General features: G+C 29.3%; 11 protein-coding genes. 3 read left to right on the top strand and 8 right to left on the bottom strand.

Features of this window, described 5'->3' with window-relative positions; genetic code table 11:
* Positions 1-162 precede the first annotated feature (162 nt).
* Complete coding sequence (locus PVA18_RS03320) at positions 163-3,771, bottom strand: glycoside hydrolase/phage tail family protein (protein ID WP_045804469.1); 3,609 nt, start codon at positions 3,769-3,771, stop codon at positions 163-165.
* A gap of 311 nt (positions 3,772-4,082) precedes the next feature.
* Positions 4,083-4,898: a DUF2163 domain-containing protein gene (locus tag PVA18_RS03315; protein ID WP_045804470.1), complete on the bottom strand. Its 816-nt coding sequence runs from the start codon at positions 4,896-4,898 to the stop codon at positions 4,083-4,085.
* A gap of 886 nt (positions 4,899-5,784) precedes the next feature.
* Between PVA18_RS03315 and PVA18_RS03310 the strand changes: the two genes are divergently transcribed.
* Positions 5,785-8,523, top strand: a complete 2,739-nt coding sequence (locus PVA18_RS03310) for a 2-oxoglutarate dehydrogenase E1 component (protein ID WP_045804471.1) — start codon at positions 5,785-5,787, stop codon at positions 8,521-8,523.
* A 666-nt stretch (positions 8,524-9,189) separates the two neighbouring features.
* Here PVA18_RS03310 and PVA18_RS03305 read toward each other — a convergent pair.
* From PVA18_RS03305 to PVA18_RS03290, 4 genes are all read right to left on the bottom strand, one after another.
* Positions 9,190-10,353 carry a phage major capsid protein gene (locus PVA18_RS03305; protein WP_045804473.1) on the bottom strand — a complete coding sequence of 388 codons (1,164 nt, stop codon included), beginning with the start codon at positions 10,351-10,353 and terminating at the stop codon, positions 9,190-9,192.
* 204 nt (positions 10,354-10,557) lie between these two features.
* Positions 10,558-11,451 carry a 4-hydroxy-tetrahydrodipicolinate synthase gene (gene dapA / locus PVA18_RS03300; protein WP_045804474.1) on the bottom strand — a complete coding sequence of 298 codons (894 nt, stop codon included), beginning with the start codon at positions 11,449-11,451 and terminating at the stop codon, positions 10,558-10,560.
* A 449-nt stretch (positions 11,452-11,900) separates the two neighbouring features.
* A complete protein-coding gene (locus tag PVA18_RS03295) occupies positions 11,901-12,248 on the bottom strand; it encodes a histidine triad nucleotide-binding protein (RefSeq protein WP_045804475.1) in 348 nt (115 codons plus the stop codon).
* Complete coding sequence (locus PVA18_RS03290; RefSeq protein ID WP_045804476.1) at positions 12,238-13,314, bottom strand: hypothetical protein; 1,077 nt, start codon at positions 13,312-13,314, stop codon at positions 12,238-12,240. Before PVA18_RS03290 ends, PVA18_RS03295 begins: the two co-directional genes overlap by 11 nt.
* A gap of 171 nt (positions 13,315-13,485) precedes the next feature.
* On the opposite strand from PVA18_RS03290, the gene mutS reads away from it, so the two are divergent.
* Positions 13,486-15,900 carry a DNA mismatch repair protein MutS gene (mutS, locus tag PVA18_RS03285; protein ID WP_045804477.1) on the top strand — a complete coding sequence of 805 codons (2,415 nt, stop codon included), beginning with the start codon at positions 13,486-13,488 and terminating at the stop codon, positions 15,898-15,900.
* Positions 15,901-16,444: 544 nt separating this feature from the next.
* Here mutS and nadE read toward each other — a convergent pair.
* The gene (gene nadE / locus PVA18_RS03280) at positions 16,445-17,962 is read right to left on the bottom strand and encodes an NAD(+) synthase (protein WP_045804479.1); all 1,518 of its coding nucleotides are present in this window, start codon (positions 17,960-17,962) and stop codon (positions 16,445-16,447) included.
* Positions 17,963-18,114: 152 nt separating this feature from the next.
* Positions 18,115-19,110 carry a porphobilinogen synthase gene (gene hemB / locus PVA18_RS03275; protein WP_045804480.1) on the bottom strand — a complete coding sequence of 332 codons (996 nt, stop codon included), beginning with the start codon at positions 19,108-19,110 and terminating at the stop codon, positions 18,115-18,117.
* A gap of 250 nt (positions 19,111-19,360) precedes the next feature.
* Between hemB and PVA18_RS03270 the strand changes: the two genes are divergently transcribed.
* Entirely contained in the window at positions 19,361-22,105 is a 2,745-nt protein-coding gene (locus tag PVA18_RS03270) for a PD-(D/E)XK nuclease family protein (protein WP_045804481.1), read from the top strand.
* Positions 22,106-22,326 lie beyond the last annotated feature (221 nt).

The raw sequence follows: 22,326 nt of genomic DNA, 5'->3' as shown, positions 1-22,326 counted from the left end.
TGCAATGATAAGTGTTTTAGATCATGAGATTGTCGAGTAGAGTTTTAAGAATAAATATCTATAGGGTTGATAAATTTTAAGTATTTTTCTTTTATATAAACGAATAATATTTGTATAAGTTGTTGTAATGTGAATTATATATATAATAGTGGTTACTGAAATTTATAAAGTAGTTTTGTAAGCTGTACCTCTGCCTATTACACTAGAGTTTTGATATATTATAACATTAATTTTTTCTTGTATTACATTGAAATCTATTTTCTGTTGTTCGGCAGAGTATACAAATGTTGTACTATCATCTTTTACTGTAATTGTGCGAGTTACTATATCCTGGTTGTCTAAGATCTCAATATCATAACTTTCGAACTCTTCATCTATAGGTGTATCAGTATTATCGTTCCATTCTCCGTTGATACGTGCTCTTCTTGTCCAAGTAATTGTTAGATTATTGTATATATCACGTTTGCCTTTTACATGTGTTACAGGTAATGGTTTCAAATTATTTGCATAGTATACATATGTAAATTGTTTAGTATAAGAGACGGATTTTTTCGATATTACCTTGTATATCAAGGATTTATTAATTAGTGATTGGTTAATTTTTAAGGAAGGAAGATTATCTAATAATGTGAAAAATTCTTCTTTTTGATGTTGATCAATGTATCTTTCTGTCCCAAATCTGCCTCTAAGCAGGTAGCTTAGTTGATATGTATTTTCTCTGATTTTTTTAACATTTTGAAATTGAATTATTTCGTTTCCAACTAATGCTAGATTACTATTGTTATTTATAAATAAAGATTCAGTTGAGTATAATTGTCCTGTTTTCAAAAGAATAGTTATTTTACTTGCTTGATCTGGTATAGCTATTGGACCTGTATTTACGCTATTAATAGTAATTCCAGTAGTTGCTTCTGTATCTACGGGTAAAACATCTTTATAGTGCTCATCTCCTTCTTCATATGAATAAAGAATGCTTTCTTCCCAATTTGTTGTGATCCTAGTGATCGCAAAATATAGTATATTGTCTATATTGTGAATACATGGTAAATCGAAGATATGTACTGGATCTTCTATGTTATCTTTGTCAAGATGGTTAAAATTTTTGTTTGGAGTAAAATGTTGAGTACTGAATGAACTGTTATAGATTACTCCTTCTATACTAATTGAAATATTTTGTAGGTAAATATCTGTAATTTTTATCTTGTATAAAGCATTATTATATTGTACTTGAATTATATCGCTAATGTTAAGCCAAGCATATTTTATTGGTAGTGTAAGATAGAAATTGTATTTATTATTTGATTTTTTATTCAAGATATTTTCAGCTATGGTTTTTGCTTGCTTGTCGTTTAATACAATTGGAACTTGAATAGTTTGTATTGTTGTGTCTTGGGAATAAGGTATCTTGATACGCTGTGAACTTACGTTGTACTCATGATTTTTGTTAATATACATAAAGTTGATGCTATTAATTAAATTTGATGAGTTCGTTTTGGTAATTTTTTGTGTATTGCTTTTATTGTTGAATAGAATGTCATCCAATGGAATGTCGTATTGAACTAGTCGATTTTTCTCAATAATATCTAATTTATTATCTTGTTCTACTATTTCAAAGTCATATAAGTCTTTTAGTACATTTAATATGGATTTTACAGATTGTCTTTCGGTAATTATATATCCATCTATTGCATTATTTAGGTCTTGTATTTTTATTTGATTATTCTGTAACCCTATGCTTTTTAATAAATCGTAAATTATATGAGATATTTCAAGTAATGATAGTTTTTCTTGTATCCAATAGCCGATTTGCCAATTTTTTGAATCTTCCCAGGTAGTGTTTAATTGAGGGAAATAAGGGTAGGGTCTTATATCCCATCCCCAAAGAAACATTTGTTCTACTATGTCAGAATTGTCCCATGTTTTGATAGTGCCATTTATTGCAATTTTTTGTGCACGAAAATCCACATATCCTTTTGAAAATATCGGATTTTTGTTATATTGATAATCTATAGATATACTAGGTTGACTTGTACAATTATCTATACTTTGAAATCCATATTGGGTAAACCATATCTTTTTTGATTTTGGGATCCAAGAAGTAGTAGTATTGTCTAGATTAATGTGGTGTTGTGTCCACCATTTTTCTATATTTTTCCAAGAATATTGATACTTATTTTCAATATATGGAGTTTTGCCTTGTTTTATTTCTGGGTTAGTATACAGGTAATCATATCCTTCTCCTGAATGCCATCCGTTGATTATATCTTGTTCTGTGAATCCATCAATAGGCTGAGGAATATCTGTGAGTGGGAAATATGCGTTTATGCCTATTACATCAATATCTTGTGATGACCATAGTGTATCCATATTATAATATCCGTTATGAGAATGATATTCTCTCCAATCTGCTGCATATGTTACAATAATGTTATTACCTGTTTGATTTTTTACATAATTTGCTAATTTAGTCAATTCATCTACTGCTGGATAATGGTTATATTTGTCTTTTATTCTTGTTAAACCAATAAAACTTGAGCCAATTACAAAAGCATCTATTATGTCTTTAGTTAAATTATAATAGTGCTTAATAAATGGATTATATTGCCTATTAAAAAATGTGCTTATGTATTCTATATCTCCAGTGAGATTACCTATCCATGGAGTATCTTGAATGTCCGCTAGGAGCATAGGATATAGTAATACTTTGTAGCCTCGTGTTTTCAATTCATTAATATATCTAACTAAAGATTTATCATTAATAGTTCCTTTATATGTAGTGTTATACCTAGAAGTTTGTCTTGCTGTCTCTCTGTTCATTCCTGCTACATACCAATTGTCAGGTGTTGTAGTGGCATCAAATTTGAATTCAACAGCTGGATAAATATGGCAATCTTTGATATTTAAACTATCTGTGTACCAATTTACAATAACAGATATCCACTGTATGTTTGGTAAAGTTTCTTGTAATTGATCTAGGGAAATTAAAGCATCTGCTTTTTGATGATTGCTGTGGTTATTAATTTGTTGTGCTTCTCCATAGGGAATGTATTGCTTGCCAATTTTTTGTTGGGGAACTTTCATTTGTATTTTCGTATCGTATGCGAATTCTCCGGATCCTGGTATAATATGTACACTTTTAATTTTTTGTGTTATGTGTTCTTGATAGTGATAATTGGTAGGTTGTGCTGTTACTTCGAATGTAAAGTTAGGAATTTTATAATCTGCTAGTAAAAAATCCTCTATTACTATATATGATAGCCCACGATATGCTGGGATATCCCCCATTAGTTTTAGTATTAGTGGATCGGGTTCTTGATCTTCTGTACCTTGATAAAATCTATATGTTAATGTGTTTAAGTCTAATAGTTGTGAGTTAGCCCATATTTTTGAGAGTTTTTTAACGTATCCTGTACATATTGCTATAGCCAAGCTTGTATGGTAGGTATACTCTGTAGAGCTGTGACTGGTAGATTTTCTGTTTGGATTGTTCTTTATAACTATATCTTTGTCTGTAGTGACTTTGAATTTATCTATCCATATTATGTTGCCTGCGATGCGCATTGTTCCATATAGTATGGGAATCATTTTTCCATATATAGATGTTTGAATCTTTAAATTATTGATTTTTGGTATGTGTTTAGTTTGAATATTGTTATCTAAAAAATGGTGATGTGTGTTTTGATTTGTTATATTGGTTAGTTCTGCTGAAAGGAATTTTTCTATGGATTCTTTTACACTATTAACAATGGTTGATAATATAATTAATGACATAAGTATAACTCCTATAAAAAGTTAAGAATTGACTAAAGAAAGTATTGATTAGGTATGTGATATTTTTTGGACTGTTTGTAATATAAGAGTGAGTACTTACTTAATGTTATGTATTGAGTCATTAAATATTAAGAAGTATAACACTATAAGTGATTTAAAGTTATTTTTTGTTATGTATAACTGTTCTGTATGATAGTGTAAGCGTATTAAGTATTTGATTGTACGTATATTTATATGTATTTCTCAAAGTTTCTGTCATGAGTAAATTGTCACCACTGTTTTTATGATATCTGTTTAATATTTATTATTGCTTAAAAATGTATTTCAGGAATATGTGGTTCTCCTCGGAAGTTTTTACTGTTATTAAATCTGTTACTGCATGTAGTGAAGTTTTTGTCACAACCAGCAACTATGGAAAACCTATCATTGATTGAGATTTTGTATGGTGTAGTATTGTAAAATTTTATATACGACTTATTGTGAGACTTAATTTCCAGTGTAAAATTATTATTTTGTCCTGTAATAAATGTAAGTAATCCATATGTGTAGTAGTTATCAATGTTAATCAAGTTAATACACTCAAATTCTTGATTGCTTATTACTCTACTAATACTGTGTATATTAGTAAATGCTTCTTTGTTTAGCTTGCACTTGTTATCACAGAACTGTGCTCGACATGAAGATGAAAAGAAATCTCCGACATTTTTCGATAAAGTGTTAAATATACTACTAACTTCTGCTATGAGTTTATCGTCGATTACAGTGATTTTATTAATATTCCCATAAAATAATGTCACATTACCTTGAGTGAGATCTGTGTAATTTACAAAAAATATTTTTACTTGAGCAAAATCATATAACCCAGATAGTACTTCTTCTTCTTTTATTGTGTTACTGTTTATAATGGTTTCTATTTTTGTGCTATTACCAGAAATAGAATTGTATCTTAATATATCTATGTTTAGTTCAGCTGTTGTTTCATAAGTTATGTTGTCTATAACTAAGTTTTGATCAAAATTGGTCAATCCTATTATTTTTTTATTTTGCAAAGTAATTTGTAAACAGTGTGCAATAGTAAGAACTTCAGATGATAAATGTTGTATTAATTTAGGATTGATGTTTCTCATATGTTTTGTCTTTAAAAGTAGTGAAAGAGTGCTGTTATGGGATTAACATTGAATAGTGTTAAACAAATATTATTTGTTATTGTTTTAATAACTTGAAAGTTACAAAAGATCAGAAGGAAAGCTTTTATATTAAAAAATCAAGCACATTAAACCACAATCTGTAGAAAGAAATATAAACAAATGTATGATTCTAAGATGTGAATAACTGATTGGATCAATAGGAAATAACTCTTTTTAAATATAGCAGAAGTAGATTGATCCATCAAGCATATTTTAATAATTTAGGATGTGAGCGAAGATTGGATCAATAGGAAATAACTCTTTTTAAATATAGCAGAAGTAGATTGATCCATCAAGCATATTTTAATAATTTAGGATGTGAGCGAATTTATTACTTTATATTTAATATCAAATGCTTAAACTATTTTTGTAGTGTTGCAACATAACTGATTGTAGTGTGTTACAATTAGTATTTTAATGGTTTTTTAACTTTAAATTATTCTGTATTTAAGCGATAATAAGTGTCATGAGTAAATTTTAGTGAAAATCTCATAATTTCAGAGTGAGAGGTGTATTGTGTTTTGTTATTATACAATAGTGTTCTATAACCCTAATGAAGGGGGATGATAGTTCTACTATTATGAGTAATTTGTAAATTGGAAAGAATGTTTGTAGTCTAGTCGGAAGTTTAAAATTAATAATGTGAGGATTAATGTCTGTAATACAATAAATAAATATACTGTTGAATTTTATAGTGCTACAGAATTGTATTTTGTAGTACTGTATATGGTTGATAGTTTTTTTAATTATCAATAGGTACTTTGTTTAAGTGATATGAACTCTTGTAATAGCTTTAAATTTGTTAAAATTTAAAAATGGTGAAAACATGAAAAACGTAACTTGTTTATTTGGTGATAATCTAGATGTTATAGAAGATATTTATAAGCGTTATCAAAAGGATAGTAATTCTGTTTCTCTAGAATGGCGTAATTTTTTTTCTAATGACTTATATTCTTCAGAAAGTATTGATGCTGTTAATCAGTCAAATAGTGTTAATGTCATTGATAGCTATAATGCTAAAGTTGTAGAATTGTTGAATTTTTTTAGGTCTTATGGGCATACTGTTGCTGATTTAGATCCTTTAAAATTACATGTAACTGGTGATTTAGATTATAATAAATATATTGACTTAAATGATATAAAGCCTTCTTCTACATTTTGTTCTGTCTTAGGATTAAATAATCCTACTATAGGTGATATAATTAATGCTTTGAAATCTATTTATTGTAATAAACTTGGCTATGAGTTTATGCATATTAGGAATCATGAAGAAAGGATGTGGTTACAGGACAAAATTGAGGGTTTTTATAGCAGTGTATCAAATGATGAAAAGAAGAAAATATTACACCACCTGATGGAAGTGGAGTGTTTTGAACAGTTTCTACATACTAAATATCCAGGATACAAAAGATTTTCTATAGAAGGTGGAGATTCTCTAGTTGTTGCTATGGAGAAAATAATTGACTTATCAACTGTGTTTAATTTTCGTGAGATAGTTATTGGTATGTCTCATCGTGGCAGATTAAGCGTATTAACAAAAATCATGAAGAAGCCATATAAAGCTATGATATATGAATTTAAAGGGGGAACTGCATATCCAAAAAATGTAGATGTTTCTGGTGATGTTAAATATCATTTAGGTTATTCTTCTGATCGTCAATTATCTCCTGATAAAACTGTACATTTATCTTTATGTCCTAATCCTTCCCACTTAGAGTCTGTCGATCCAGTTGTTATGGGAAAAATTAGAGCAAAGCAGGATGTATTGGAAGAATGTGATAAATCTTCTATACTTGGGGTGTTAGTACATGGAGATGCTTCTGTTATTGGTCAAGGTGTTGTTGCAGAGACATTAACTTTGAGTAATTTGGAAGGATATGAAGTTCGTGGTGTGATTCATATAATAGTCAATAATCAAATAGGTTTCACAACAAATCCAAAAGATTCTAGATCTTCTTTTTATTGCTCAGATGTCACAAAGTTAATAGATGCTCCAGTTTTTCATGTAAATGGTGATTCTCCTGAAGATATATTAACCGCTATTAATTTAGCTGTAGAGTATAGGCAAAAGTTTAATAAGGATGTGGTAATTGATATAGTATGCTATCGCCGTTATGGACATAATGAAGGTGATGAGCCTTTATTTACTCAACCTATCATGTATGATCGTGTTATGAAGCATAAGACTCCTATGAAGCTTTATAAAGAGCAATTAATTAATGAAAATGTCATTACAGAAGAAGAATTCAAAATTTTGCAAGCTAGATTTAATAGTATACTTAATAAAGAATTTGCGCAGTCAGAAAGTTATGTTCCTGATCAAGCTGATTGGTTGAAAGGAAATTGGGCAAATTTCAGGAGACCTGTTCCTGGGAATTTTGTGGATTATTTATCTGATACAGGAGTAGATGAACAAAACTTGTTAAAATTAGCTCGTGCTTTAATTGATATTCCTAAAGAGTTTAATGGTAATAAAAAAATATTGAGGATATTGTCTACACGTTTTGATATGGTATCTTCTGGTAAAGATATTGATTGGGCGACTGGTGAAGCTTTAGCCTTTGCATCTTTATTATCAGAAAATGTTAAAGTTAGATTATCTGGTCAAGATTGTGCTAGAGGTACATTTTCGCATAGGCATGCAGTGTTAATAGATCAAATAACAGGAAATTCTTATGTTCCTTTAAATAATTTAGGGGTGCCACAGGCAAACTTTGAAGTGATTAATAGTCCATTATCAGAATATGCAGTTATGGGATTTGAGTATGGATATAGTACTGATTCTCCATCAACTTTAGTTCTGTGGGAAGGTCAGTTTGGTGATTTTGCAAATGGTGCACAGATTATAGTTGATCAATTTATTTCTTCTGCAGAAACTAAATGGTTACGCTGCAGTGGATTGGTGTTATTACTCCCTCATGGATATGAAGGTCAAGGACCAGAACACAGTTCAGCGAGAATAGAAAGATATTTACAATTATGTGCAGAAGATAATATGCAAGTTGTAAACTGTACAACTCCTGCAAATTATTTTCATGTATTACGTAGACAAATGTGCAGGGATTTTCGTAAGCCTCTTGTTGTGTTTACTCCTAAGTCTTTATTACGTCATAAGATGGCAGTATCTAAGTTATATGATTTTTCTGGATCTTTTGTTCCTGTGATTGGTGAAGTATCTTCATTATGTAGTAGTGATAAGATCCGTAAAGTTGTAGTATGTAGTGGTAAAGTGTATTTTGATATCATTGAGGCTCGAGATCAACGAAAAGTAGATGATATAGCAGTAATACGTTTAGAGCAGTACTATCCTTTTCCAGAGGAGCAATTAGCAAGTGAGTTAAAAAATTATCAAAATGCAGAAGTAGTTTGGTGTCAAGAAGAGCCAATGAATATGGGAGCGTGGGTATTTGTTCGTAATTATATTGAAAAAGTTTTAATGACAATTAATGTAAAATCTAAGCAAGCAATATGTATTTCTCGTCCTGCTTCTGCTGCTACTGCAGCTGGATATATAAGTATGCATAATATAGAACATAATGATATCTTATTACATGTATTAAGTTAAAATATAAAATTATATCAAAAATCACATTGCATGAAAATCATACTTAATATGGGTCATAATACAAGGGATCTCTTTTGACTAACAATACATAATGTTCTACATTGATTAGGGATCTGTAATGCGCGGGGGGGCTATAATTAATGACAATGTATTGTACGTGGTAGTATTTGAGTTGTATGATAGATATATTAAGTTTCAGTATATACATTTATGTAATATAGAATATTGGGTTATTGTTAGTCAATTGAAGTATAGATAGAAATTGTTTTTGATAATATAGTAGCGAGTGGAGGGAACAGTTTTGTTGTGTATTGTTTTACTGTAATAAGTGACATAATGTGTGGGAAGGTGTCGTATTAGAGTTATTATAATGTGTATAAATTATTATGGGAAATCTTTGTTGTACTACTACTATTATTATGCATATATAATAACCCTAATACTAAAAGGTTATTGTTAGCAGTTGAATGTCATATATTTGGAAGTGAATATTTAAATTCAAATGATATGTTGTATATAAATCTACATTATGTATTCTGTTATGGCATGAATGTAATATGTTACATGCTTTTACTGTTAATTGTAGAAATTTAAAAGTATTATATGTTTTTATATTTTATATGCTAATAAGAAGATAGTGAGACAATATTTTCTATAAGATAAGCACTATGTTTTTGTTGGGTCAATTGTTAAATATCTTATAGCATTTTTGTTAATAACTGCTCCTCCTACTCGTTTTGTTGTGTAAAATTTAACAAAGGATTTACTTGTAAAAGGATCTCTTAATGTCTTTATGGAACGATTTTCTACTATCTTATATGCATTTGTAAAGTCTGCAAGTGCTATAATTGGTAGTATTTTATTATCTAATTGAGGCATGTCAGATGTTTGATATACAGGTAGTCCCATTAATGTATCAGGGCTTCCTGAAGTTAGACCTGGATGCCAGATGTATTGTCCAGATGCTAACTTTAAAGATCTAATTTCTTGTAGTACACTCCTGTGCATTATAAATGCTGCTTTTCTGGAAAAATATTCATCAAGTGAATAATAAAGTTTGATAATTATATCACTGCTTAATGTTGGGGATGTTATTAGGTTATTTTCTGTATCTGAAGCATATGTTAATATCCCATATGGTTTATTGTTTCCATCGCCAGATATAAAAGCGGTGTTTTCTGCTCTGCTAAAATCATCAACTAGGTGATTAATCAACCAACTAGCTACATCTATAGTAGAATCTTCCAATAATTTTTTTGTAATTTTTGGTTGAGCATATAATTCGTGTAAAGTAATGATAATTTTATCAATCTTTGGTGATTCTGTATCTTCTACATTACTGTCTGTTCTCCAGTTTACAGATTTTTCATTGTTGTTTGTAATGAAGCAATCTAAATTATCACCTGATATTTTCTCTATAGAACATAGTTGGCGCATTACTGAGTTCTTGGTTAGATTTTTTTCTATATAAGATGATATGTTATGTGGTATAAAATATGATTCATCTAAGGGCTGTGTTACAGTACTTTGATCTGTAATGTTATTGCCTTTACACAAATATTGAGTAAATATTTTGTAGTTATGATCTTCATTGTAGTGTTTATTGTCATAAATAATAGGGCGTTGTGATGATATTTCCAGTTGATCTAATCTCTCATTTTGTGTTTCAAGCATACTTTCTGTTTTTTCTAGCTTTTCTAATATAGATGGATATGTCGAACTTTTTTTTCTGATATCTGATAATTTTTTTTCGTTTAGAGTTTTGAATTCTTCCCATGAAGATATAAGATTACTTAAGGATTCTTGGATTGCTGGCATTGATGTTGGCATAGTTGCTCCATTTAGTATTAATTTTGATTGTATAAATATAGATCACAGCGTAGAAAAGATACTTATAATAGGAAATTTTTAGAAGAGCTGTGTAACTTATATTAAGTATATTCTATGATAATATACTATGTCAAGCATATTAGGTAACATAGAAGACTACTACTTAATCATGTGACTAACTTAAGTTAATAGATATAAACAATTTTAAATTAATTTTAACTCTTCTAATGTTTCTTTAACTTTTAATTTATTCTCTTGAGTAAGCTCTACTAATGGTAACCTTACTACTGGAGATATGTTTTTAATTAGGCTCATTGCGTACTTTGCTGGTGAAGGACTTGATTGACAAAACAGTACTTTGGCTAATTTAAATACTGATAAATTTGCAATCATAGCTTCTTTTAGGTTATTAGCAAGAAATGCATTATGCATATCAGAATATATTTTAGGTATTACATTTGAAACAACAGAAATAGAACCAGCAGCACTACCACTCTGAGCATAAAACCCTAAACATGTAAAATCATCACCTGTAAATAGAGCTATTTCTTTATCTATTAGTAACTTTAAATTAAGAGGCCTACTTAAATCTCCAGTTGCATCTTTGATGCCTACGATTCTAGGCAAAGATAAAATCCGTGCAAGTAATTCATCACTTGCATCAACGGCAGCCCTTTTAGGTATATTATATGCAATAATTGGGATATTAGTTGCGTCATGTATTGCCTTAAAATGTTGATATATTCCTTCATCACTTGGTCTACTATAATATGGTACAACCACTAGAGCTGCTTCTACGTTTTGAGACTGAACATATAATGTACGTCTAATAGCTTCCTGCGTAGAATTTGATCCTGATCCAGCTATTATTGGAACACGTTTATTTGTAGTCTTAACACATAACTCAATTATTCTGCAGTATTCTTCAAAGTTTAAGGTAGTGTACTCCCCGGTACTGCCACATGGTACTAAACCATGAATGTTATTATTGATTTGGTATTCAATTAAGTCACAAAATGCATCTTCATCTATAGAGAAGTCATTCTTAAATGGCGTAATCAGTGCTGTAAAAACACCGGTTAGGTCTACTCTGGACATATAAAGCAATTCAAGTACTGTAATAGTAATAACGAACCTAATGTAGCTATTGAGCATTTTATTGTCAAATGAATTTTATGAGGTTAAATGTAAAATAAGTTAAATAATTGTATGCTTGTTTTTTTTAGATATTCATTGTAAAGAGCTTTAGTAGTATATGTTTGTATAAATCTATTTTTATTGAAGCACATTATGTGTCAGTTAGTTGTGTAAGAGTTTCCAGTAAGTGTATATATGCATATTACATTTTGATGGTATTGGATTGCTATTAGTGGAAATATATAAATGATGATGGTTATTCTTTTATTTACAAATGTGTACATAAATTTTGTATTTCTTGTTTTCCATGATTTGTAATGATTCTATTATGTATTGTTAGGATATTGAAGAGTAATGAAATTTATGAGATATGATGTATATCTTTACATATAGTGAGAGATATATAATGATTATAGCTGTTTCCCACCTAAGATATGCACATGAAAGTGTGGAACAATCTGTCCTCCTTGTTTTCCATGATTTATAACAATTCTATATCCAGTTTTATGTAATTGGAATTCGTGAGTAATCTTCTTTACGATAGAAAAAAAATGTCCAATGTCTGCTGAAGACTCACTAAAATCATTAAATGATGTATACTCACCTTTTGGAATAACTAAAATGTGTATAGGAGCTTGGGGATATATATCATGAAATGCCAATACAAACTCATCTTCATATACTACGTTACATGGAAGTTCTTTTTTTAGGATTTTTGCAAAAACATTATTATTATCATAAAAATTATTATCTTGCATGTGTTTTTCCTGAATTAGGATTGGTTAATTGTCTGTCCATCTTACTTGAAGTGCTTTGTATTTGATCTTCACTTAAACCTTGTGATAAATCTTTTACTATTCCATTAATTTCTTTCTGTACAGTAGTAGGTATGCTCTGTAAAGACATTTTGTCAGATTTTTGTTGCATTAGTATTTGATTTTGCAACTGCTGTAACATCTGTGAACTCTGTAGAGGATGTTTTGGATAAGGCATATCCTTAGGGTTTGTCAGTGAAAAATCACTACTTTGTATCTTAGGATTGGTAGTTTGTTGACCTTCATTGCTTTGTTCTTGTGTTGGTGATAATACATCTTCTTCAGTGCACGAGCCTTCTATGCTGTCAGTATTATGTTTGGTTTTTTTATCTTGAATGTCGGCTGAACTCATTTTTGGGTCGGTACATGATTTGTATAACCGTTGAGAGAAGGTTTTTACTAATTTTCTATCATATATACCCAAACTTTCTAAGACTAATTTTGTATCTTTTTCTATATCCTCTATTGATTTTCCAGAAACATCTAGTTCTATAGTTAACCCTTGTTTATATCTACCTGGAGTAGAGTCTACTGTAACTTTTCCTCCTAATTTGCTAAGCTGATTATCAAGTGCTTTTAATTGTTCAAAATGCTGATCTGCAATTTTTCTCTTGAATAATTCTTTAGCTGTCGATAGGGGAGTAATCAATGATGCTGAGGTATCTTTTCTGGTTTCTTCAACATCTCCTTGTTTATCTTGTTCTTGCCATGCTGCAAATTTTTGTATAGCTTGATATGGTAGCTTATAGGATGGTATCTTTATGGCTACTTCAGATTCATGACCAGCTGTTCTTGTACTTCCTGGTAGCTCTACCCCTAATTTATAGGTTCGATTATGCATTTTTAAGTCGAAATTTCTTTCGGCAGGTGTTTGTTGACCTGGGATAATGCTTTTTATCATACCTCCAAGGTATTTACCTACACTTTCTTGGTGAGGTAATTTACTAGTAGTGGGTGTTATAGCTGCTTTTATAAAAACATCTGCACCTTTCTTTAAGAAAGCAAGCATTTGGATACCATAATTAATATTAGACCAAGCTACATATTTGTTAATTATAAAATATAATTAGTAATATGTCATTATATATTATTAAAATATTTATTATTCACTTTAGTCATTATCTTTTTTCCATTACTGCATATAATATACTGTAAGATAAAGATTAACAATAGGTAAAAAGTGAATCGTGATAGCAAAATAACTCCTATAATGCAGCAATACATGATGCTGAAGAACCAATATAAAGAATATTTATTATTTTATAGATTAGGTGATTTTTATGAGTTATTTTTTGATGATGCAATAGAAGCATCTAAGATATTAAGCATTGTGTTAACTAAGAAAGGAAGTGTACCTATGTGTGGGGTACCTTTTCATAGTAGTGAATCTTATTTAAATAAGTTGGTAAAATTGGGGTATAAAATAGCAATTTGTGAACAATTGGAAACTCCAGAGGAAGCTAAGAAAAGAGGGTATAAGGCTTTAGTAAAACGTGATGTTGTAAGAATAGTTACTCCAGGTACTATATTAGAAGATTCTTTGCTTGAAGCGAAAGAAAATAATTATTTATCTTGTCTAGTTAATATTAATAATAATTATGCTATTGCATGGTTAGAGTTATCTACTGGTTTGTTTTATTATCATGTAACAGAGCTACATAAGCTTGATAGTGATTTATTCAGAATTAATCCTAAGGAAATTTTAATTTCTGATAAGTTAGTGGAGTTAGATTTTATATACTCTATTTTAAGAAAATATAAATTTTCTGTGACTCAGTATTCAAGTAGCTTTTTTGATGTTAGTAGATCTTATAATACTTTATGTAGTGTTTATGGAATATCTACTTTGAAAGGATTGGGTGATTTAAAAAATGAAGAAATAGCTGTATGTGGTTCCTTATTGGAATATGTTAAGGCTACACAAAAAGGGAATCTGCCTAAATTGGAATTTCCAAAAGCTTATTTAAAACATGATTTTATGTTTATAGATGCTGCAGCATTAAGAAATCTTGAATTGTTTTATACACAATCTGGAGATTTAGAAGGATCTCTGATTTCTTCTATAGACTATACTGTGACAGCATGTGGTGGCAGATTGTTGAAACGATGTTTAGCAGCACCTTTAGCATGCTCTTGTGCAATAAATCGTAGATTAGATATAGTTGAATTTTTTGTGAATAATAGATCGTTATGTAGAGACATTAGGGAGACATTACGAGGTGTTGCAGATATCGAACGTATTTTAACAAGAATTAAAGTTGGTAAATGTTCACCTAAGGATTTATATGCCTTAAAGTTAACTTTAGATAAGACTGTTGTATTATTAGATTTATTACATAAATTTGACTCTAGTATTGTAAGTGATTTCTGTGTAGGACTAGGGAGGTATGATGATTTGCGTAAAACTCTTAATAATGTGCTAATACCAAATAATGTTAATAATGTTAAAGATGGAGGATTTATTAATCCTGATTACGATGCACAATTGTCAGAATATATATATATTCAAAGTTATAGTAATGATTTAATTCAACAATTGCGAGATAAATATCGTAGTATTACTAATATTCAGAGTTTGAAAATATTGTATAATAACATTTTAGGATATTATGTTGAAATTTCATCAAACTATTTAATTAGTGATAAAGACTTTATTCATAGACAGACTCTAGCTAATAGTATTAGATACACAACAAGTGAATTGAAAGCATTGGAAAGCAAAATAATTTCTGCTAGAGATGCAGCAATTAATTTGGAAATAAAAATTTTTGGTCAGTTATGTACGTGTATTATTGAAGATGCAGGTAAAATAACTATGACTGCACATGTTATTGCTGAGATTGATATGTTAACTTCCTTTGCTGAGTTAGCAATACAATATTCTTATACTAAACCTATAGTTGATGATAGTTATGAGTTTAATATTCAAAAGGGTAGGCACCCTGTAGTTGAGCGTAATGGTAAATTTGTAGCTAATGATATTGATCTTTCATCAGTACAAAGAGTGCATTTGATAACTGGGCCTAATATGGCTGGTAAAAGTACTTTCTTAAGACAGAACGCGTTAATAGGTATTTTAGCTCATATTGGGTCATTTGTTCCTGCTCAGCATGCTCATATAGGAGTTATTGATAAAGTATTTAGTAGAGTAGGAGCTTCTGACAATATTGCATCCGGGCATTCTACGTTTATGGTAGAAATGACAGAAACTGCTGCAATAATTAACCAAGCTACAGATAAGTCTTTTGTAATACTTGATGAAATTGGTAGAGGTACAGGAACATATGATGGATTGTCAATTGCATGGTCAGTTATCGAACAAATTCATAATGTTAATAAAAGTAGAGCGGTTTTTGCAACTCATTATCATGAATTATCAAGGTTAGAAGGGTATTTACAGAATATAAAGTGTTTTTGTATGAAAGTAGAAGAATGGAATGGGAAAGTAGTGTTCTTGCATGAAATTATACCTGGATCAACTGATAAATCTTATGGAATACATGTTGCAAAGTTAGCAGGATTTCCACAATCGGTTTTAGATAGAGCAGAAGATTTAATGAATAAGTTAAAGGAAAATGAAGATTTGTTAACTTAGTTATTTTTTAATACAGTTTTTTGTTAGTTTGATGATATTTTTTATAAATATTAGACTAATTAGCTATTGTATTAGTTATGGTACTGGTAAGTGGAGGTTAGCTAGGAATAACTTATTTATTAATTATATAGTTATAAAGAATTATATGGAAATCTGTAGTATTTGTGAATGGGAAGGGGTAGCATTAGGGTATTTCTTGTATATTATAACTAGATGTATTACATTGTATAAGGTTAGTTTGTAAAATTAGTTTTTACCATGTATTAAAAGATAATAAGCTTTAATAAGTTAGCGTTTTCATATCAATTAATTGATAAGTAGTCCAATAGAAGCTTGTTCTCTTTTAAATTGAGACTTTTGTATTAAGTGCACTGGTTACATCTTGAATGCTATACCACTTTTTTATTATATCTTCTGTAGAATGGTTTTGTTTGATTAAGTACTGCAAATGCTGAATCTAATGTTGTGTAATTAAAAGAGTTGTTGGTTTTGTTGTCTGACACTGAAAATAATAACTTTGATATGTTAGTATTTTGTGTATCAGTTAGTTAATGAGTGGTCCAGTAGAAGCTTGTTCTCTTTTAAATTGAGATTTTTGTATTAAGTGTACTATATATTTAACGTCTTGAATATCATATCCTTTTTTTATTACATCCTCTATAGAATAGTTTTGGTCGATAAGTAATGTAAGTACTGAATCTAATGTTGTGTAGTCAGGTAAAGTATCTTGATCTTTTTGATTATAACGTAGTTCAGCGGATGGATGTTTTTCTATAATTTGAGAGGGAATAACATCAATTTTCTGGCATAAACTGTTTACTGGTATGTTTTTGTTTCTCCATCTACTGAGCTCATATACTTTAGTTTTATATATGTCTTTTATTGGGGCAAATCCTCCACACATATCTCCATATAATGTTGCATAACCAATGAATAGTTCTGATTTGTTACCTGTTGATAATAACATAAACTTAAATTTATTGCTAAATGCCATTAATATAGTACCTCTAATCCTAGCTTGTAAATTTTCTTCTGTAATATCTTCTTCAGTATTTATAAAAGTATTGTGTAAGGTTGCGAGTGAAGTTTGAAATATTTTCTCTATCGATAGTATATTATAAGAAATTCCTAATCTCATAGCACATTCTTTAGAATCAGTGATACTCATTTGAGATGTATATTTTGTTGGTAACATAAGCGAATGTACATTATTAGATCCAAGAGCATCTGCTGCAATTGAAGCTACAAGTGCAGAGTCTATACCTCCCGATAGTCCCATAATTACACTGGTCATAGAATTTTTATGTATGTAATCCCTTAATGCTAACATTAGTGCTTGATAATCTGATTCAATGTTATTGCGTATTATGTTAGGATTAGTTTGTTTTGCTAAGTCTGTTTTACAAATCTTGCTATCTTCTTTCCACATATTTAAGAAATAATATTTGTTATTGAAAGTAAAGAAAGATTTTCCGTGAAAGACTAAATTACCATATCCTCCTATTTGGTTAATATATACTGCGTATTTATTAAATGTTAATCTTAAAATTAGATCATCTCTTGAACTTGTATCTTGTGTGTATTGAGTGCTATCCATAATTAGCAATAATGTATCGTTATTATAGATAGGTAATTTGGGTGTTCTTGATATAAGGAGTAATATTATGTTTATATTATCAATTGTAAATGTTACTGAGATATCAGAAGACTGAGAACCTGCTGGGAATTCTATTAATTCTGTGATTTTTCCATTTTTTATTAGGTAAATTGTTTCAAATATTACATTATCTTTCTCTTTAATACTGCCAATAATTATTGTTGTATTCTTATTATTGGTTTGTAGCGTTAATTTATTTATTGCACTGGTACACTGATTGAAAAAATCTTTATATAAGGTTGGAATTTTTTGTATATATCCTGATACTGCATACCTTGAAAATATAACTATATCAGCTGCTTGATCTACTGATTCTTGATATGATTTTGTAATCTTATTGTAATTATGATCAATATTTTCAGGATTGTAATTTAGTTGAGAGATAAAGATTGATGGTTGATACATGGTATTTTGTTTTTTAGCCTATTACTATATTTATCACATTAACTCTATATGAGCCATCATACATTTCTATTCCTATTATACCTATAAGCACTGAAGTGAGTATCTTAATTTTTATGGATATAGGCTACTAAAAATGATGTTTTTAGCATGTATTACATCCTATTTTTTATGAGCATGGTTGCTACATCTATTGCAGCATAAGTAATTATACTTTTTGCACCTGCGCGTTTAAATCCTAATAGAGATTCATAGATAGCTGAGTCATAATCTAATAAGTGATTTTGTGAAGCAGCTTTAATCATTGCATATTCTCCACTAACTTGATATGCAAATACTGGTGTCTTATACCTGCTGCTAATGCACTTAATTACATCCAGATATGGCATTCCTGGTTTTATCATTACAATATCTGCGCTTTCATCAATATCCATTTGTACCTCAAGTATTGCTTCATTTATGTTTGCAATATCTACTTGGTATGTGCTTTTATCGATTGTTTCAGATCTTGAGCGAGACCCTACAGCTTCGCGAAATGGTTTGTAGAAGCTAGAACAATATTTTACAGAATAAGATAATATGCATACATTCTGAAAGTTACAATTGTCTAAAGAATTTCTTATTCTTTTAATTCTTCCATCCATCATATCTGATGGAGCTACAATATCGCAACCCGCTGCTGCTAATACTAAAGCTTGCTTATATAAAACGTCTAAAGTTGAGTCATTGTCAACTTGCTGATTTACTATAATTCCGTCATGTCCTGAAATTGTGTAAGGATCTAATGCAACGTCAGCTATTATGCCAATTGTTGGGATATGTTTTTTGATTTCTCTTATTGCTCTGCATACTAAGTTGTCAGGATTAAATGCTTCTTCTGCATTTTCAGATTTTAAGTGATTCTCTACTACCGGAAACAATGCTACAGCATTTATTCCTAAGCTTGCAGCTTGCTCTACTATTTTTAACAATTCAGAGATAGGATACCTTTTTATGTCAGGTAATTGTTTTATAGGTTCTGATATTTCATTACGATCATGTACAAATAGTGGTAGTATTAGGTCATTTGTAGATAAATTGGTTTCTCTTACTAGATTGCGTAACCAGTCGTTCAAACGCTTGCGTCTTAATCTAGTACTAGGAAATTGCATGGTATTAACTTGTTACATTGCATGCGTATATTATTTATTGTTTTACTAGTAATTATCAACTTATTTTTTTATTAGTAACATAGAGTATTTATTGATTAGTGAGTATGATAAGAAATATATAAAGAACGTTTCACCGTCCACTTTGTAATGTTCGCAAGCTATAATTATAAATGTTGTAAAAACTGATTTAATTTGTTAAGGCTATTATGTTTGTGATTGTTTCTATAATTCTTTGGTCTAATGTAATTTAATGGGAAAAATTTTTTCAGTTCATTGTTCAGAATCATTTTTAGCTGTAGTAGCAAAATTTGCATTTGATATCTTTAATGATAATTCTAAAACTTCTTCTAATATGATAATTATAGTACCGAACCAAGAAGATGTGAAGTTGCTATATGATGAATTGAAACTTCACTTTCATGCTACTATTCCTGATCAAGTAAGAATTATATCGTTGTTGAATATAGATCAAGATTTACTAACGAATGAGCATAGTTCTGTCAAGATTATGACTCCAACAAGGAAACTTTTGTTATTGATGGAATTTATCAAGTTATGGAATTCTGAAAATAATGATAATTATCCACTATCTTTAGGTTATGAATTGTCTTCATTGTTGAATGAAATGCATGTGCATTGTATTCCGCTATCTGATTTAGAGTATTTGTTTGATTGTGATTTGCCAGTACATTGTCAAAAGGCTGCTAAGCTCCTTGCTGAATTATCTAAAAAATGGAGAGAAGTTTTAAATAAAGAAAAAGTGCTGGATATATTGGAACATAGAAGTTTATATGTGAGTGACTTAGTAAAATATTTACAAGATGAAGCATTAAATTGCACTATAATTTTTGCTGGTATGATGTTTGATAATTTTTTTATTAATTTTGTTCAAGCTTTATATAAATTACCTAATAGTACAATAATATTTCCGTATATAGATATGAGTATTGATGATGAAAATTGGCAGTTATTGGAAGAATGTCATTATCAGTATTATATAAAGAGTTTGTTAGATATTTTAAAAGTTAATAGAAATGATATCATTTTTTTAGGGCATCCAAATCATTTGGTATTTGTAAGTAGTGTGTTTAATTTTAATTTATTTTTAGAAAAATATCATCAAAATGACATTCAAAAGTATGATGATTATAATCGTGTTAAATTGATTACTTGTGTTTCAGATGAAGAGGAAGCTCAAGTTGTATCCATGCTTATAAAAGAAAATGTTTGTAGTGATCTTATTGTATTTACAAATAATTTGCTGTTGACTAAAAGAATAAATTCTATTGTAAATTCAGAAAAGTTATTAGACCAGTCTAATATTGATTATCTTATATTGTCTTTTATATTGCATATATTAGAAGTTGTAATGAGCAAATGGAATCCTATCCCATTATTATCATTACTTAAACATCCTTTTGTGACTTTGGGATATGCTAAGGAAGATTATGAAGTTTTGATGTCAAGTTTTGAATTAAAAGTTGTCAGGTCTTATTCTTGCCATGATTTCTTTAGCATAGAAAATAATATAAAAGAAAAAGTGCCAGATTTGTTACATTTTTGGGAAAAGATAACAGGTGTTATACTGCCTTTAATGAAAGTAAAACATGATATTATATCTTCTATAGTAGAAGCTCATATTGTATGCATACAGGATTTATTGAAAGGTAGTGTTATAATTGATCTTAATGATTATAGTAAGATTGAAGAATTTTTTGATAATTTTCGAAACTCATGTAATGGTGTAAAAATATATGGCATGGATGTATATTATGAGATTTTAGTATCAGTTTTAAATAGTACTTTCTTTGCAGAAAATTATAGATTATCTAGTGTTAATTTATCTAAAAAAGAAGTAGTTATTTTTGCTGGCTTTAATGAAATGAATTATGGCGTTAGTTCATGTGGGGCATTATTAAACAAGTGGATACGTGCTAAATTAGGGTTGCCTTCCATTCAAAGGGAAAAAGGTCATTTTGCTTATTTGTTACATAGCTTTTTTTATGCGGATAAAATTTATATCACACAGTCTTTGAAAAGCTTTGGGAAAATAAATGAGGAATCTATTTGGGTTAGACGGTTGAAAATTTTAGCAAGACTTTATAATATAGAAAGTTTAAAAGGTGATATTTATTCGAAGATCCAAGATGGATTTTTGTATAGTGATGTTAAAAATTTGTCGTATTTAAGACCTCAACCTAATCCAGAAATCAGTCAAAGGATGAATGCATTTAATATTTTGGCTACTACTTCTTTAGAAACTTTGATAAAGAATCCTTATGTATTTTATTTGAATAATATTTTGAATGTTTTGCCATGTAAAGATATTAATGAAAGATTTTCTATGCGTGATTTTGGGATCATTGTACATAATGTTTTTTATAAATATTTGTTAAGCAATAGTAATCAACATAGATATGAAGATTTAATAGAAATTGCCACATCAGAGTTCTTAGACAAGTACAAAGATTTTCCTCAAGTTGAAACTATTTTATGGCCTAAATTTCAAAAGATGGCCGAGCAGTTTTTTGAAATCAATTTAGAAAGGAGCCATGATATTAATGAAGTTATTACAGAACATTTTTTTTCTTGGGAGATCTGTAATAATGTAAAAGTGGTATCTAGATGTGATAGAGTAGAATGTTTAAAAGATGGTAGTGTCGTAGTTATTGATTATAAGACTGGTGTAATTCCTTCGCAGTCAGATATTAATTATGGAGTTGCTTTACAAATGATAATACAAGCATTAACGGTGAAACAGAGTTTAAAAAAAGATATTTCAGGTTTAATGTATTGGAAGATAAATTCAGAAGACATGAAAGTAATCCCTGTGGATAATTATATTGAATTGATGAAGAAATTGGAAATTGCTTTAAAACAGCTAATTTTAGATTATGTAACGATTATGAAGCCATTTACTGCATCTTACGACATATCTAAGTATACTAATTATGATCTTATAACTCGTATAAAAGAGTGGGGATATTTGATATAATTGTTAATTTATTATTTTATATTGGCTGTAAAGTTATATGGAATACCAGATTTGAGAGAGTGTTAAAATTGTTAAGATCTTTAAGATTATATCTATGTATTATACTTTACTAAATGTAATATTTATGTTAGCCACAAAAGTTTTTTGAATGTTCTGTGAATTTTCTTCTAGTTAGAGTTCATGGATACATATAATGCAACTTTAGAAAAGGCAAGGAAGTG

Origin of the sequence: Ehrlichia muris subsp. eauclairensis, from assembly GCF_051097115.1 — a bacterium.
Taxonomy (GTDB): domain Bacteria; phylum Pseudomonadota; class Alphaproteobacteria; order Rickettsiales; family Anaplasmataceae; genus Ehrlichia; species Ehrlichia muris.
Note: the sequence above shows the minus strand (reverse complement) of the source record. Positions and strands in the feature narration are given on the sequence as shown.